We start from the raw sequence: 15,762 nt of genomic DNA on the forward strand, positions 1-15,762 counted from the left end.
GCTCCTTTTCGCGTATGCTGCTCGGAAGGCTGCGTGTTGCGCCAGCTTCGCTGCATACCAAAGGGCAAGCTCGTGCTGCCTCCGGCAGAGCAGAAAGGATGGATTGCTCGTGCGACGACGAAGATTTCTGACAGCGGCCGGCGGCATGCTGGCGGCGGTAGCTGGCCATGCCTGGCTGCCCGCCGCGCCCGCGCTGGCCGCCGCCCCAACCCGCGCGCAGGCCTGGCAGCCGAACGCAAATGTGCTGTTCGAATGGCGCTACATCGCCGGGCGGATCACCGCCGGCGCCGACGACTACGGCTTTATCGTGTCGCTTTCGCGCCCGACTGCGCTACTGCCCGGCCGCGTGCCCGAGCTGCTGGTGATGCGCCAGAGCTTTACCGGCAGCGACTTCGGCACCAATGTGTACCCTGGCACGCTCGGCTACGATGGCGCCACCGGCACGTATAGCTTCCAGGCCAATGGCAATGCCGCCAGCGCGACCGCGCGCTACGATGCGGCGGCGCAGGCGTATCGCATCAGCGTCACCTCGCCCGAGCTGAACTTGGCCGACGTGCTGCTGCGCCCCCAAGGCGGCCTGATCGCCGAGGGCGGCGACGGCCTGATCGACGTCGGCCAGGTGCTTGGCTTTACCGTCGAGTCCGACTACTACGCCGATTGGGCGTCGGTCGAGATCGGCGGCGTGGCGCGCGGCGTGGCCCGCGTCGATATGCAGGGCCTGCGCCCCAAGAGCTTCTCGAACGTGCCAGGCGGCGACTACGACCACCACTGGTTTGTGGTGGCCGGCAGCATCACCAGCAAAAGCGGCACCCAGCCGGTGTGGGTCAGCGCCTGGCGGATCGTGTCGGGCGGCACGTTTTGGGATGTGACGATCGCAACCGGCACGGGCGCGGGCTGGCAGGCGTCTTCGTATACCGAGGCGAGCAGCGTGGCCGCGCCGCTGGCGGTGGCCGAGACGCTCTGGCAGCCGGTGCCGGCGCTGGGCAGCACGGCGGTGCGCTACACCGGCCGGGGCTGGCACGTCGCCGCTGGCGCCAGCGCGCCGGGCGACCTGCTGGATCTAACGATTACGGTGCCGGCCGGGCAGTTCACTAGCGGCGCGCGCGCGTTCCCCGACGGCTCGCTGAGCTTTCTTGAAGAGGGCGTGGGCTTCAGCGCCAGCGGCACAGTGCTGGGCCTGCCGCTGAGCGATGTTCGGCTGGCGGTGGCCGAAACGACTGCCGAGTTCGCGCTGAGCTACCTGCCGCTGGCGCTGCGCTGAGCGCGACGCTCCTCAGAAGCTGTCTGAAAGGGTGGCGGCCACGAATGTGGCCCAGCCAGAAGGGCAGCGCGAGGGGCTATGCCCCTCGCACTGCCCTTTTCAAACAGGCTTTCATAGAGCGATCAGATACGGGTTGAACAGTCCACGCCAATCGTTGCTGTAGACACGAGCATCAGCTGTGCGACCTGTGGATGCTCGCGCTCGCTCTATCAGGCTTCCTGCCGCAGCGTCAGCAGCACCGTTGTTTCGCCGCGGCGTGTCTCGGCGGTGTAGGGCACCCCTAGGCTGCGGATCAGCCGCATCACCGCCTGGTTTTCGGCCAGCGTATAGGCGCGCAGCCAGCGCACCCCGCGCGCGCTCGCCACGTCGCCCAGCATGCGCCCGAGCATGCGCCCGATCCCTTCGCGCTGGTAGTCGTCGCGCACAACCAGCGCCACCTCGGCGCTGGCCGGCTCGTGCGGCAGCTGCACCAGCTGCGCCAGCGCCACCGCGCTGCGCTGGCCCCGCACGCCGGCGGTGCCAACCAGCGCCACGCAGCCCGCCAGCACACCGGCCATCTCGTCGCGCAGCGCCGCGTCGGCCAGGGCTGGGCGCGGCCCGCCAAAGCGCAGCCGGATCGTACGCTCGGACAGCTGCCGGTACATGCTCACCAGCATATCGGCGTCGGCCGGCGCCCCGTAGCGCACCGTGATCTCGCGCTGGCGGCTGGTCGCAAGCCGCTGGCCGCCCAGCGCCAGGCCGTCGATCGTGGCCGTAGTTCCGCTCAGCATTGCGTGCCTCCCTTTTTCCGACCAATCGGTCGGTTTTGTGCCAAAAAAAGCCCGGCTAGCCACCGGCCGTGCTCGGCGGCGGTGTGAAAAGGCTGGTTTGAAGAGGCGGAGCCCTTCCGGTGCTCAGGCTTTGAGCGCGCTGTCGATATACCACTCCAGGTGCGCGATTGCGCGGTGGATATGCGCCGGGTCGCCGTACAGGCGGCTGAGCATGATCGCGCCTTCGAGCGTGCTGATCATCAGCGTGGCCACCGCTTCGGGCTCGGCGCCGGCGCGCAGCTCGCCGCGCTCCACGCCCTTCGCCACCACGCGGCGGGTCATCGCGAACCAGTCGCTCATGGCCAGGCGGGCGTGCGCGCTCAGCTCGGGGTGGGTATCGTCGGCCTCGATCGCCGTGTTCATCACCGGGCAGCCGCCTGGCACGATCGGGTCGTCGATCATCTCGCGGAACACCGCGATGATCGCGTGCAGCCGGTCGATCGCGTGTCGCTTGCCGTCCAGCGCGCGCGCGAACCGCTGCTTCACCAGCCCGATCGAGTAGTCGAACGCGGCCAGCGCCAGGTCGTTCTTGCTGGCGAAGTGGTTGTAGATCCCGCCCTTCTCCAGCCCGGTGGCGCGCATAATGTCGGCCATCGAGGCGCCGGCGTAGCCCTGCCGGTTGAACAGCGGCGCCGCGCGCGCCACAATCATCTCGCGGGTCTGCTCGCCTTTGCTCATGCATCGCCACCTTTCCAAACCGATCGGTCTGGAAGAAGTATAGTAGAATATCCGGCACCGGTCAATCGTCCGTTGGGCCGAGCGTAGCTGCACCGTGCGGCGGGCTGCGGCGGTTTGCGGATGAAGCCAGGCCGTGCCAGCGGCAATGCCCGGCGCGCATGCCTCAGGGTGGCGCGGCACCTGCCGGCGCGCCACGGGGCATCCGCCACTGGCGCGAAGCGTGCGGCGGCGCTCTTTTCCAGATACGAGTTACGCACTTGCGTGATTCGGCTTCCTCACGGTATGAGGTTGCAGCCAGCGGCTGCAGCGCGCCTGCGAGACCTTGTGTCTTTGTGCAAATGTCTACGCTCACCGTATTGGAAAGGTATTGCACCATGATCCTGATCGCATCGGCCAATGGCGAGGTTGGCATGGCCGCAGGCTGGGCCGTGCTGCAGGCCGGCGGCTCGGCGCTCGACGCCGTCGAGGCTGCTACGCGCCCGGTCGAGGCCAACCCCGACGACCACAGCGTGGGCTATGGCGGCTACCCAAACCTGCTCGGCGAGGTCGAGCTCGACGCGTCGATCATGGACGGCGCGCGGCTGCGCGCTGGCGCGGTGGGCGCGCTGCGCGGCTTCCGCCACCCGATCAGCGTGGCGCGCCAGGTGCTCGAGCAGCTGCCGCACGTGCTGCTGGTGGGCGAGGGCGCGGCGCGCTTCGCCGCCGAGCTAGGCATGGCCGCCGAGAACCTGCTCACCGCTCCGGCCGAGCAGGCGTGGCGCGCGGGCCTGGCCGGGCGGCTGCCCGACGAGTTCCGCGACGCGCAGGGCCAGATCATGGAGCGCATGCTCGCGCGCGCCACCCGGCTCGCCACCGACCCCGAGCGCGTGGCCGGCACGGTGAACTTCATCGCCCAGGACGCGGCCGGCCACATCGCCTCGGCCGTGAGCACCAGCGGCTGGGCCTGGAAGTACCCCGGCCGCCTCGGCGACTCGCCGATCATCGGCGCGGGCAACTACGCCGACGACCGCTACGGCGCGGCGGCCTGCACCGGCTGGGGCGAGCTGGCCATGCGCGCAGGTACCGCGCACAGCGTGGTGCTGTACCTCAAGGCCGGCTACGCCCTCGAAGACGCCTGCCGCGAGGCGTTTCGCGATCTTGGCGCCCTGGGGCTGCCGCCCGAGCAGTGCATCATGAGCATGGTCGCACTCGATCGCCACGGCCGCCACTGCGGCGTCAGCACCTCGCCGGGCCGTAGCTACGTCTACCAGGCCGATGGCATGGCCGCCCCCGCGCAGCTGCCGCGCCTGGTGCTCGGCACGCAGGTGTAGCACAAACCGCCAGCGCGCCGAGCAGGGCTCGTACAAAGTCTTTCGACCCCTTCCCCTACCCCCTCCCCTGTCAGGGGAGGGGGAAACACATCTGGCTGTGAGGTGCGGTCGCCGCCGCGACCGCACCCCTTCCCCCTCTCCCGCGCGCGGGAGAGGGGGAAGGGGGTGAGGGCCGACGTTGCGAGAGCCCTGGCGCGCCGAGGCATCGCCTTGCACCGCGCTTGGCCGGCGTGCTATAATCTGGCGCAAGATTCAGAATCGCCGGGAGCGCGGGAACACCGCGGTCGAGCAGTGCCACGCTCGTCGTGGGCTGCTCTTTTCTATGGCTGTGGTGTGGCCGGCGGGCATAGATGTGTTTTGAAAGCGAGCGGGTTTGATACCGCGGCCTGCGATGATTCGTTGGGTATGCGCCGTTGCGCTGCTGCTTGTGCTGGCCGGCTGCAGCGCCGGCGCGGCGCCACCGGCGGCCACGCCAACCGCGCCCGCCCCGGCCGGCGGCACGCTGGTGCTGTGGAACGGCTGGCCGGCCAGCGCGCGCCAGCCGCTCAGCCGCCTCGTCGATCGCTTCAACCAGCAGCACCCCGATGGCCGGATCATCCTCCAGTCGATCCCGCTGGCCAGCTTCGAATCCGACCTGCGCGCCGCGCTCGCGGCCGGCGGCGGCCCGCATATCGTGCTGATGCCCAACTCGTGGGTCGGCAGCCTGGCCGAGCAGAATGCGCTGCTGCCGCTCGACGACCTGGTGCCCGCCGCCGAGCGCCAGGCGCTGCTGCCATCCGCGCTGGGCGGCGCCCAGGCGCGCGGCCCCGACGGCACGGCGCGACTGTATGGCCTGCCGATCAGCATCGATACGCTCGCGCTATTCTACGACAAGCGCAATCTGCTGCGCCCGCCCGACGACACCGACACGCTGATCAGCAACGCGCGCGGCCTGGGCGACCCGAGCGCGCCGCGCTGGGGGCTAGCCTTCAACCTCTCGCTCGATAATACGATTGGCTACCTGTACGCCGCCGGCGGGCGCGTGTTCGACGACGCTGGCACGCTGGTGCTGGCCGATGCCGGGCGCGCCGGTGCCGAGCGCTGGCTGGGCTGGCTGAAGCAGCTGAGCGACGACCGCCAGCTGCTGGCCCGCGCCGACGGCAGCATCGAGATCGACCGCGCCGTAAAAGGCGGGCGCGTGCTGATCACCTTCGACTGGGCGCACCAGCTTGGCTTCTACCGCAGCCTGTGGGGCGAGAACATGGGCGTGGCCCGCCTGCCGCGCCTGGCCGCCACCAACCAGCCGCCCCAGCCGTATGTCCGCAGCGACGTGCTGGCGATCAACAGCCGCGCTACCGCCGCCGAGCGCCAGGCCGCGCTGGCGTTCCTGGCTTTCATGGTCGGCCCCGAGGCCCAGGCCGATCTGCTGCGCGGCGATGTCGAGCCCGCGCGCGCCGACCTGCAGCTCGATACGCTTGGCCTCGACGCCGGGCAGCAGCTGGCCGCCGAGGTTTTCCGCGACGAAGCGCGCCAGGGCCTGCCCGTGCCCAACGGCCCGGCGCGCGATCTGGTGCGCCGCGAGCTGGCGCAGATGCAGCGCCAGGTGCTGCGCGGCGACGCCAGCCCCGCCGACGCGGTGACCGACGCCGCCACGCGCTTACGCGATCAGATTGGCACGCCAAAGCCCTGAAAATTATGTAAAAACCAGGTAAACAGCTGTTGCGGAATGGTGACAATATATGAGCAGATCAGGCTTCCCTACGACTTGCCTAGTTGCTCTCTGTCAAAAAGTGTAGTAGAATGGGGTTCAGTTATGGCTTGGGACGCGCTATTTATTGCAGCTTCGGCAAACGGTAGTAGCCTGTCGCATACATCCCTGGTTGCGTTGACGCCCTTTGAGGAGGATCTGAATGGCTAGCAGAACCGAAGAAATGGTACGGCATCTGAAGGCCTTGCAGATGAATACGCCCGATATTGAAGCATCCGCCGTCGTGAGCGTCGACGGCTTGATTATGGCTTCACAGCTTCCTGCCGATGTCGAAGAAGATCGCGTGTCGGCCATGAGCGCGGCAATGCTTTCGCTGGGCGACCGGATCGCCAACGAGCTTAAGCGCGGCCAGCTCGATCAGGTGTTCGTGCGCGGCGAAGACGGCTACGTGGTGCTGGTGTCGATCGGTGAAGAGGCCGTGCTGACGGCCCTGGCGCTCAGCCGCGCCAAGCTTGGCCTGGTGTTTCTCGAGATGAAGCGCACCGCCAACGAGCTGAGTAACCTCGTCTAGCTTTTTCCCTCCCCAAAGCGCAACAAGGTCAGGTGGTTAGCCATCTGGCCTTTTTTGCTGCGCGAGCCCTGCCAGGCTGCCCAGGGCTCGTGCAACGTCTTTCGACCCCTCCCCCTACCCCTCCCCTGTCAGGGGAGGGGGAAACACATCTGGCTGTGAGGTGCGGTCGCGGCGGCGACCGCACCACCCCTCCCCCTCTCCCGCGCGCGGGAGAGGGGGAAGGGGGTGCAGGGCCGACGTTGCGCGAGCCCTGCCAGGCTGCCGCTGGCACAAGCCGTGCGCCGCTGCATTTGGTATAATAGGCTTCATCTTTTTTTATTTCCAATAAAGTCTAATAGGCCGGCTGGCCTGCTGCTGTCTGTTGCCGTGAAGGAGCGCGCTGTGACGACCAACCTGAGCGATCTCATTCGCAACATCCCCGATTTCCCGATCCCCGGCATTCAATTCAAAGATATCACCACGCTGCTGAGCAACGGCCCGGCGTTCGCGCAGGTGATCGATACCCTGGCCGAGCGCTACGCCGGCCGCGGCCTCGACGCAGTTGTCGGTATCGAGTCGCGCGGCTTTATCTTCAGCGCGCCGCTGGCCTACCGCCTGGGCGTGGGCCTGGTGCCGGTGCGCAAGCACGGCAAGCTGCCTGGCGCTACCCACCGCGTCGAGTACGAGCTTGAGTATGGTTCGAACAAGCTCGAGATCCACCGCGACGCCCTGCCCCACGGCGCGCGCGTCGTCGTCGTCGACGACCTGCTGGCCACCGGCGGCACTGTGGCGGCCGCCTGCGAGCTTGTGCAGATGGCCGGGGGCACCGTCGAGGAAGTGGCGTTTATTATCGAGCTGAGCTTTCTGAACGGCCGCGAGAAGCTTGCGCACTACCCGATCTATTCCATGATCCAGTACTGATGCGCCAGATCCGCTGCTCTGCCGGCTGGCTGGCGCTGCTGCTAACCATCTGCCTGGCCGCGTGTAGCGCCGCGCCGGCCGCGCCCACCCCGCCGCCAGCCAGCCCGGCCGCCAGCCAGCCAACCGCCACGACTGCGCGGCCAAGCGCTACCCCGGCGCCAAGCCCCAGCGCTACCCCGGCGCCTACACCCAGCGCCACGGCCTCGCCGTCGCCAACGGCAACACCCCCGCCGCTGGGGCCGGGCGGCCTGCCCTACCCGCTTGCCACCAGCGCGCTTGAGTTTGGCGTGGCCGCGCACCTATTCTATGTCAACCGCTCGCTGCCGCTGCGCCGCGCTGGCCAGGCCGGCTTCGGCTGGATCCGCCAGCAGATACACTGGAAGGATCTCGAGGGGCCGCGCGGGCGCTACGCCTGGGGCGAGCTCGACGCAGTGGTGAATGCGGTGCACGCGGCCGGCTTCAAGCTGCTGCTCTCGGTGGTGCGCGCGCCGTCGTTCTACACCGCCGGCGGCAACGGTATGCCCAAAGATCCGCGCCCGCTCGGCAATTTTCTGGCCGCGCTCACCAAGCACTATGCCGGCAAAGTTCAGGCGATCGAGGTTTGGAACGAGCAGAACCTCGCCGTCGAAAATGGCGGCCGCGTGGCTCTGAGCGACGCCGGCCACTATGTCGAGCTGCTGAAAGAGGCGTACACCCGCGTCAAGGCCGTCGACCCTGGCGTGTATGTGCTGGCCGGGCCGCCTTCGTCTACTGGCGTGACGAAGGCCAGCGTGGCGATCGACGACATGAGCTATTACAAGGCCATGTATAGCTACAACGGCGGCATGATCCGCGATTACTTCGACGCCCAGGCGGTGCATCCCGGCGGCTCGGCCAACCCGCCCGACACCATGTGGCCCGGCAACCCCAGCAAGGCCAAAGGCTGGACCGACCACCCGACCTTTTACTTCCGGCACGTCGAAGATGTGCGCGCGCTGATGGAGCAGTATGGTCTGGCCGATCATCAGATCTGGATCACCGAGTTTGGCTGGGCCACGCGCAACAGCTCGCCCGGCTTTGAGTTTGGCAACCAGGTGTCGTTCGGCCAGCAGGCCGAGTACGTGGTTGGCGCGATGCGGCGGAGCAAAGAACTGTACCCGTGGGTGGGAGCGATGTTTCTGTGGAACCTGAACTTCGCGCTGTTCAAGCCGCGCGCCCACGAGCAGGCCTCGTTCGGCATCCTCAACGCCGACGGCAGCCCGCGGCCGGCGTTTCTGGCGATCCAGACATACCTCGCCGAGCTGCGGCAGTGACCAAACTTGGCTCTGGTTCGAGCCTCTATTGAGACTTTCCAAGCCCCTAAAGGACTTGGAAATTGGCCATCATCCAGCGGGAGGTTTGGAGGGTCGCAGACACCCCAAAGGTATTCGTTTTTCGCGCTGTGGCAGAGCCGCGGCTCTGCCACAGCGCGAAAAGAGCATATCGGGGCGGCTTTGCCGCCCCGCGCCCCCACCAAGCGGGATGATGTGGACTTTCCAAGCCCCTAAAGCTTTGCCTCGGCCGGCCGCCGCTCCGCGTCTCTTCTGCGCAGCCGCTGGTAGCTGAGCGCCAGGTAGCCCACCAGCAGAATGACCGCGAACGCGAACCACTGGATGGCGTAGCCCAGGTGTGGGCCTTCGCCCAGGTCGGTCAGCGGGTCGCGCTTGGGCAGCGCCGGGTCGCCTGCTGCCGGCAGCTGCTCGATAAACACAGGCAGCAGCGGGTAGCCAGTTTGCTGCGCGACGCGCTGCGGGTCGACATGAAACCACGCGTCGAGGCGCGGCCGCTCGGCGCTGAGCGGCGGATCGCTGGGGCCGCCAAAGTCCTCTTGCGAGCGCCGGATCTGGCCGAGCAGCGCCACCTGGCCGCCTGGCGCGGCGTAGGCGGCGCGCTCTGCTGGCCCGGCCATGCTCTGCGGCAGCCATCCGCGATCGACGAGCACCGCCAGCTGGTGGCCCTGCGCGTCGGTGAAGCGCAGCGGCGTGAGCACATGCACGCCCGGCGCGCCGTCGAGCGTGCGGTTGCGCTGCACGATCTCCTGAGCCGAGTCGAACACGCCGCGCAGCTCGACGCGCCGATACTCCTGGGTGGCGTCCTGCGCCAGCGCGGTATTCAGCTGCGCCGCCGGCTCGGCGCGGCGCGCCCCGATCGCCGCGTTGACCGCCCGGCGCTGCGCCAGCCGGTCGAGCTGCCAGATGCCCAGGCGCGCCAGGATCAGCGCGCCAGCCACCACCGCCAGCGTCGCCCACAGCCGCCGGCCACGAAACAAAGCCTCGAACATAGCTCTACACCGATCTGCTGCCGCGCCAGCGGCGCCGCTTGTGCGAAATGGCGCCATTGTACCAGGCGCGGCGCATCTGCGCTGGCGCGCTACGCAGCCGCAAGCGGCGGGCGTACCGTCGCGGGCAACATCCCGGTGTATTTGTCGCACGTACCTGGATCAGGTACAATGAGCGCATGATTTACGAGGAGCTTACGTATATGCGGAATCTTCTAGCGATTCTGGCTTGTGTCGGCGCCGCCGGCTGGATAGTACTGCTTCAGCGCAGGCTGCGCGCCGCCCAAATGCGCGGCGATATGTATCGCGACATTGCCACGCGGCTCGATCGCCAGCTAAGCGAGCAGCACGCGCAAGGACATTGATCGATGCAAGAACGCATCGGCGTCATCGACCTTGGCTCGAACACCACGCGCCTGGTGGTGATGAGCTACACACCGCATCATTCGTTTCGCCTGCTCGACGAAGTGCGCGAGACCGTGCGCCTGGCCGAAGGGGTCGGCGAGGACGGGCAGCTTCAGCCTGCCCCGATGGCGCGCGGCGTCGAGGCCATGAAGATGTTTCATGGCTACTGCAAGTCGACGGGCGTCACCAAAATCGTGCCGGTGGCCACCAGCGCCACCCGCGAGGCAACCAACCAGGCGGAGTTTCTCACGCGCGTGGCCCGCGAGTCGGGCTTGAAGCTGCGCGTGCTCTCGGCCGACGAGGAAGCCTACTACGGCTACCTCGGCGCCGTCAACGCGCTCGACCTGCGCGACGGCTTTTTGGTCGACATCGGCGGCGGCAGCGCGCAGGTGACGGCTATTCGCGGGCGCGGGTTTGTGCGCTCGTTCAGCCGCCCAGTGGGCGTGGTGCGCTTCACCGAGCGCTACGTGCGCTCCGACCCGATCAGCAGCCGCGATTTCAAGGCTTTGCAGGATGCCGCCGCCGCGAGCTTCGCCGAAGTGGGCTGGCTGGGCGACGCGCGCGGCACCACGCTGGCCGGCATTGGCGGCACGATCCGGACGCTGGCCGAGATAGACCAGAAGCTCAGCGGCTACCCGCTCGACCGGGTGCACGGCTATAGCTTCGGCCGCGCGCGCCTCGACGAGATCATCGGCATGCTGCGCGGCCTGAGCTTGCGCGAGCGCGCGGAGGTGCCGGGGCTCAGCCGCGACCGCGCCGACGTGATCGTGGCCGGCGCGGTGATCTTGCAGCAGCTCATGGAGCGCGGCCGCTTCGAGAGCATTCTTGTCTGCGGCCAGGGGCTGCGCGAAGGGCTGTTCTACGAACACTTTCTGGTGGGCGAGTCGCCGCCGCTGTTTTCAGACATGCGCGGCTTCAGCGTGCAGAACCTGGCGCGGGTGTATAACTACGAGGCTATCCACTGCGCCAAAGTGCGCGATCTCTCGCTCTCGCTGTTCGACCAGCTGCGGCCGCTGCACGGCTATGGTGAGTGGGAGCGCGAGCTGCTGGGCTACGCGGCGCTGGTGCACGATATTGGCGTGGCGGTGGGCTACTACGATCACCACAAGCACGGCGCGTACCTGGTGCTAAATTCGGCGCTGCAAGGCTTCAGCCAGCGCGAGATGGTGCTGCTGGCCCTGCTGGTGCGCTACCACCGCAAAGGCGAGGTGTCGGTCGACGATTATCGCAAGATCCTGCACCCCTCCGACGGCGAGCGCGTGGCGCGGCTGGCGGCGATGCTGCGCCTGGCCGAGTACCTCGAGCGCAGCAAGAGCCAGGTGGTGCAGAGCCTGCATGTCGAGCTGGGCGATACCGTGCGCGTGATCACGCGCACCGTCGGCGACGCGGCCGTGGAGATCTGGGATGCCAACCGCCGCGCCGGGCTTTTTCAGAAGGCCTTTGCCAAGCCGATCGAGATCGTCTAGCCTGTGGCGCCAGGCCAGCTTTCCCATACCCCGCTGCAAAGAAATACCACCAGCGTCAGCGCGCCGGTGGTATTTCTATGATGAAAAAATTGCAATCCCCAGCCCGAATCTCGTCGCGTCGCCGGCGCGTTTGGAATCAGTACAAGTCGATCAATCAGCGCCCGGACTCGCGATCATCGTTTTACACTACAACACGCAGGCTGCGACTAGGCGTTCAGTAGCGAGGTGTAAGGTGGCGCATATTCTCATCGTTGAAGACGCCCCCGATAATCGGAACATCGCCGAGCTGATCCTGCTCGACGCCGGCCACTCCGTCGTATGCGTCGGCGACGGGGCCAGCGCGCTCACTACGGCCGCGCGCATTCAGCCCGACGTGATCCTGATGGATCTGTCGCTGCCGCGGCTCGACGGCTGGGAGGCCACGCGCCAGCTGAAATCGAACCCGGCCACCAGCACGATCCCGGTGATCGCCTTCACCGCGCACACGCTGCCCGGCGATATCGAGCGCGCGCGCGCGGCTGGCTGCTCGTCGATCATCTCCAAGCCGTTCGAGATCGATTTCTTCCTCAAGCAGATCAACCTGCTGATCGAGCGCAGGCCGCTCGAGCGCAGCCACGAGCGCTGATGCCCAGCGTTACTGCTTCCAGGTTTTACGCAGCACGCGCAGCCAGTTTTCGTACGCCAGCTTGCGCAGCGAGGCGTCGTCGAAGCCGCTCTGGCGCAGCGCAGCAACGAGCTTAGGCAAGCCCGCTACGTCGCCAATCGCCTGCGGCACGCGCGCGCCGTCGAAATCCGAGCCGATGCCAACGCGCTCGATCCCCAGCTTCTCGACCAAGTAGTCGATATGTTGCACCATCACCTCGAGCGGCGTATCGGCGTTGTTCGCCCCATCGGCGCGTAAAAAGCCCACGAAGAAATTCAGCCCGACCATGCCGTCGGACTCGCGGATCGCGTCGAGCTGGCGGTCGGTCAGGTTGCGCGGCGAGGGGCAGAGCGCGTGCACATTCGAGTGCGTGGCCACCAGCGGCGCGTCGGAGATCTTCGCGACATCCCAGAAGCCCTGCTCGTTGATATGCGAGAGGTCGATCATGATGCCGAGGCGGTTGCACTCGCGCACCAGCGCGCGGCCGGCGTCGGTGAGGCCGGGGCCGGTGTCGGGCGAGTGCGGGAAACGGAATGGCACGCCCTCGGCGAAGGCGTTTGCGCGGCTCCACACCGGCCCGATCGAGCGCAGGCCGGCCTGGTAGAACACTTCGAGCGCGTGCAGCTCGGGGTCGATCGGCTCGGCGCCCTCGAAGTGCAGAATCGCCGCCATAATGCCGCTGCTCAGGCAGGCGGCCAGCTCGTCGGCCGTGCGTACAACCTTGACCTGGCCCTGCGACTGGTTTTCGATCTGGAAGAGCAGCGCCGTCATGGCCATGGTGGTGCGCTGGGCGTACGCCAGGCTCAGCGGCGGCGGCAGCGGCGGGTTGGTGGCATCGTCGGGCTCGGGCGGCGCGGGCTGGCTCGGATCGGGCGGGAGGTACACGGCGAAGAAGCCGCCGCCGAAGCCGCCCTCGCGCGCGCGCGGCAGATCGATATGCCCGTCGGCGCTGCGGTCGAAGAACGTAACGCCTGGGCCGCGCTTGCCCTCGTAGAGCGCCAGCAGCACATCGTTGTGGCCGTCGAATATTGGCAGGTGATTGGTGGGTTGGTTGGGCATCCTCGATCCTTTCAAGCTTCAGCATCCGGGCAGCGATGTCAGGAGCAGTGGACTGGGCTGGGCGCCGCTCGCGCTCCTGTCTGGGCGCAGCATTCAGGCAGCCTCGCGGAGCGCCGCTACGAATTATCCTGCAGCACCTCGCGCGAGCGGCCATCCTCGGCCGGGCCGACCACGCCCTGCTGCTCGAGCAGGTCGATCAGCTGGGCTGCCTTGCTGTAGCCGATCCGCAGCCGGCGCTGCAGCAGCGAGGCCGAGGCGCGCTGATGCTGCTTCACGAGCTTGATCGCCTCGGGCAGCAGCGCGTCTTGCTCCTCGACGCTCAGGAACTCGCCCGGCCCCTTGAGCTCTGAGCTTGGAGCTTGGAGCTTGGAGCTTTGGGCCGACGCCTGACCGTCGTTCGTGGTTCGTGGTTCGTCGTTTGTCGCGGCGGGGGGGTGGGCGTTGCGCCAGAACGTGACAATGCGCTCGACCTCGGCATCGGAGACGTACGTGCCCTGCACGCGGATGGGCTTGGCGGCGTCGGCGGCCATATAGAGCATATCGCCGCGCCCCAGCAGCTGCTCGGCGCCGTTCATATCGAGGATCACGCGCGAGTCGATCTGGGATGTGACGGCGAAGGCGATGCGCGAGGGGAAGTTGGCCTTGATCAGGCCGGTGACGACGTCGACCGATGGGCGCTGCGTGGCGATGATCAGGTGGATGCCGGTGGCGCGCGCCATCTGGGCCAGGCGGCAGATCAGCGTCTCGACCTCGTCGGGCGCCATCATCATCAGGTCGGCCAGCTCGTCGATGATGATCACGATATACGGCATCGGCTCGAGATCGGCGCGGCGGCGCGCGGCCTGCTTGTAGCTATCGATGTTGCGGAAGCCGTGCTTGGCGAACACCTTGTAGCGCCGCTCCATCTCTTTCACGGCCCACTTGAGCGTCGGCACGACGCGCTCGAGCTCGGTGACCACCGGCGAGAGCAGGTGCGGAATATTGTTGTAGACGATCAGCTCGACCATCTTCGGGTCGACCATGATGAACTTCAAGTCTTCAGGCGTGTGCTTCATCAGCAGCGCGCACACAAAGCAGTTGACCGCGACGCTCTTGCCCGAGCCGGTGCTGCCGGCCACCAGCAGGTGGGGCATGCGCTCCATGCCGGCGATCACCGCCTGGCCCGACACATCCTCGCCGAGCGGCAGCTTCAGGCGGGCCTTCGAGCTATCGAAGGTGCCGCTCTCGATCACGTCGCGCATGCCGACGATCGAGATCGAAGAGTTGGGGATCTCGATGCCCAGCACCGACTTGCCGGGGATGGGCGCCTCGATGCGGATCGAGTGTGCCGCCAGCGCCAGCGCCAGATCTTTCTCGAGCGTGGTGATCTTGCTGACCTTCACGCCAACCGCGGGCTGCAGCTCGAACTGCGTGACCGCCGGGCCGGTGTTGACGCCAACCACCTGGGCCTCGACCTTGAAGCTCGCGAGGGTATCTTCGATCAGGCGCGACTTGATCTTGAGCTCTTCGTCGGAGATCGACCCGGCCGCGTAGGTATCGAGCAGCTCGAATGTCGGCAGCGGCCAGGCGTGGTGCACTGCCGGCACCTCAAAGCCGTCGAACGGCTCTTGCACCACTGCGGCGGGCGGCTTGGCGGCCGGGCCAGGCTCGGAGGCCAGCAGGTTCGTGAGCAGCGTATGCTCGCCGGGCTTGGCGGGCGCCTTAGGCTCTTTGGCTTTAGACGGCTCGGCCGGCCGGGCCTTGGACTCGGGCCGGTCGAACAGGCTGGCGCGGGTAGGGCGCGCGGCGATCGGCGTGGCCACGATATCGTCGGAGCCGGGCGGCGGCTCGAAGGCCGGCGTATCGGGGCCGCGCGGCACTGCGGCGGCGCGCGGGGCGGATGCGGCGCGCGGCGCGGCCGGCTCGGGGGCGCTCCAGATCGTCACCCAGAAGCGCGCGAACCCATCGCGCATGCCGGTGAGCAGCTCGCGCAGCGTGATGTTGAAAGTCAGCAGCACGCCGGCCAGGCCGAGCACGCAGTAGACCATAAACGTAGCCGGGCGGCCGATCAGCAGGCTCATCTGGATCAGCGAGTACCCGGCCAGCCCGCCGCCCTTGCCGACTTGGTCGGCGGCGTCGGCGCGCGCGCCCAGCGCGAATTCGAGCAGCGCCAGCAGCGCGGCCAGCAGCATCAGCGTGCCAAGCACGGTGGCGCCGGTGAGCTGCAGATCCTCGCGGCGCTCTTGCCAGAGGATCGCAACGCCGAGCAGCCCGAGGGCCAGCGGCACCAGCAGCGCGCCCCAGCCCAGCAGGCGCTGGGTGAGATCGACCCAGGTTTTGCCGACCACGCCGGCCGCGCCGGTGAGAAAGAACACGATCGTGATTGCGGCGATCGTGATCAGGGCCAAGGCGAATAGCTCGCGCTGGTGCTCGGGGCGCAGCGAGAACTCAAACACCGGCGGCGCGGGCTGGCGCTTGCGCTGGGCCGGCTTGCGGCTGCGCTGGGCCGGCTTGCGGCTGGTGGACGTACGATTGGCCATGGGTGGCTCCGGGTGCGTATTTCCAACTGACACGAGCTGTTTCGCATTATAGCACATTCGTCCAAGTTGGGCTGGCCAGCGTAGGGCGCGTGTAACGTCCGGCGCTATTCCCGCTCTCCTGCGCGCAGGAGATGGGCATGAGGAAGGGTCGAAAGACG

General features: G+C 67.6%; 14 protein-coding genes. 9 read left to right on the forward strand and 5 right to left on the reverse strand.

All coding sequences use genetic code 11. The features are described from left to right. Nucleotides 1-109: 109 nt before the first annotated feature. Complete coding sequence (locus U0177_RS02740) at nucleotides 110-1,261, forward strand: hypothetical protein (RefSeq protein WP_409569046.1); 1,152 nt, start codon at nucleotides 110-112, stop codon at nucleotides 1,259-1,261. Nucleotides 1,262-1,470: 209 nt separating this feature from the next. Here the strand turns inward: U0177_RS02740 and U0177_RS02745 are convergent, their stop codons facing one another. Beyond that, nucleotides 1,471-2,031, reverse strand: coding sequence for an N-acetyltransferase family protein (locus U0177_RS02745; protein WP_409569047.1), 561 nt, complete (start codon nucleotides 2,029-2,031; stop codon nucleotides 1,471-1,473). A 123-nt stretch (nucleotides 2,032-2,154) separates the two neighbouring features. Beyond that, the gene (locus tag U0177_RS02750; protein ID WP_409569048.1) at nucleotides 2,155-2,748 is read right to left on the reverse strand and encodes a TetR family transcriptional regulator C-terminal domain-containing protein; all 594 of its coding nucleotides are present in this window, start codon (nucleotides 2,746-2,748) and stop codon (nucleotides 2,155-2,157) included. Between the two features lie 374 nt (nucleotides 2,749-3,122). On the opposite strand from U0177_RS02750, the gene U0177_RS02755 reads away from it, so the two are divergent. The 5 genes from U0177_RS02755 to U0177_RS02775 all read left to right on the forward strand — a co-directional run bounded on the left by U0177_RS02755 (nucleotide 3,123) and on the right by U0177_RS02775 (nucleotide 8,508). Next, nucleotides 3,123-4,058, forward strand: a complete 936-nt coding sequence (locus U0177_RS02755; protein ID WP_409569049.1) for a N(4)-(beta-N-acetylglucosaminyl)-L-asparaginase — start codon at nucleotides 3,123-3,125, stop codon at nucleotides 4,056-4,058. Nucleotides 4,059-4,449: 391 nt separating this feature from the next. Further along, nucleotides 4,450-5,727: an extracellular solute-binding protein gene (locus tag U0177_RS02760; protein WP_409569050.1), complete on the forward strand. Its 1,278-nt coding sequence runs from the start codon at nucleotides 4,450-4,452 to the stop codon at nucleotides 5,725-5,727. A 220-nt stretch (nucleotides 5,728-5,947) separates the two neighbouring features. Then, a complete protein-coding gene (locus U0177_RS02765) occupies nucleotides 5,948-6,316 on the forward strand; it encodes a roadblock/LC7 domain-containing protein (protein WP_409569051.1) in 369 nt (122 codons plus the stop codon). Between the two features lie 381 nt (nucleotides 6,317-6,697). Next, nucleotides 6,698-7,216, forward strand: coding sequence for an adenine phosphoribosyltransferase (locus U0177_RS02770; protein WP_409569052.1), 519 nt, complete (start codon nucleotides 6,698-6,700; stop codon nucleotides 7,214-7,216). Further along, the gene (locus U0177_RS02775) at nucleotides 7,216-8,508 is read left to right on the forward strand and encodes a hypothetical protein (protein ID WP_409569053.1); all 1,293 of its coding nucleotides are present in this window, start codon (nucleotides 7,216-7,218) and stop codon (nucleotides 8,506-8,508) included. Before U0177_RS02770 ends, U0177_RS02775 begins: the two co-directional genes overlap by 1 nt. Nucleotides 8,509-8,738: 230 nt before the next feature. Here U0177_RS02775 and U0177_RS02780 read toward each other — a convergent pair whose 3' ends face one another. Next, nucleotides 8,739-9,515, reverse strand: a complete 777-nt coding sequence (locus U0177_RS02780) for an SURF1 family protein (protein WP_409569054.1) — start codon at nucleotides 9,513-9,515, stop codon at nucleotides 8,739-8,741. A gap of 176 nt (nucleotides 9,516-9,691) precedes the next feature. Between U0177_RS02780 and U0177_RS02785 the strand changes: the two genes are divergently transcribed. From U0177_RS02785 to U0177_RS02795, 3 genes are all read left to right on the forward strand, one after another. Then, entirely contained in the window at nucleotides 9,692-9,877 is a 186-nt protein-coding gene (locus U0177_RS02785; protein WP_409569055.1) for a hypothetical protein, read from the forward strand. A gap of 3 nt (nucleotides 9,878-9,880) precedes the next feature. Next, a complete protein-coding gene (locus U0177_RS02790; protein WP_409569056.1) occupies nucleotides 9,881-11,383 on the forward strand; it encodes a Ppx/GppA family phosphatase in 1,503 nt (500 codons plus the stop codon). 232 nt (nucleotides 11,384-11,615) lie between these two features. After that, the gene (locus U0177_RS02795) at nucleotides 11,616-12,008 is read left to right on the forward strand and encodes a response regulator (protein ID WP_409569057.1); all 393 of its coding nucleotides are present in this window, start codon (nucleotides 11,616-11,618) and stop codon (nucleotides 12,006-12,008) included. Between the two features lie 9 nt (nucleotides 12,009-12,017). Here U0177_RS02795 and U0177_RS02800 read toward each other — a convergent pair whose 3' ends face one another. Both U0177_RS02800 and U0177_RS02805 read right to left on the reverse strand, forming a co-directional pair. Next, nucleotides 12,018-13,085: a dipeptidase gene (locus tag U0177_RS02800; protein WP_409569058.1), complete on the reverse strand. Its 1,068-nt coding sequence runs from the start codon at nucleotides 13,083-13,085 to the stop codon at nucleotides 12,018-12,020. A 116-nt stretch (nucleotides 13,086-13,201) separates the two neighbouring features. Further along, nucleotides 13,202-15,604 carry a DNA translocase FtsK gene (locus U0177_RS02805; protein ID WP_409569059.1) on the reverse strand — a complete coding sequence of 801 codons (2,403 nt, stop codon included), beginning with the start codon at nucleotides 15,602-15,604 and terminating at the stop codon, nucleotides 13,202-13,204. Nucleotides 15,605-15,762 lie beyond the last annotated feature (158 nt).

Origin of the sequence: Kouleothrix sp., assembly GCF_046328425.1 — a bacterium.
GTDB lineage: Bacteria > Chloroflexota > Chloroflexia > Chloroflexales > Roseiflexaceae > Kouleothrix.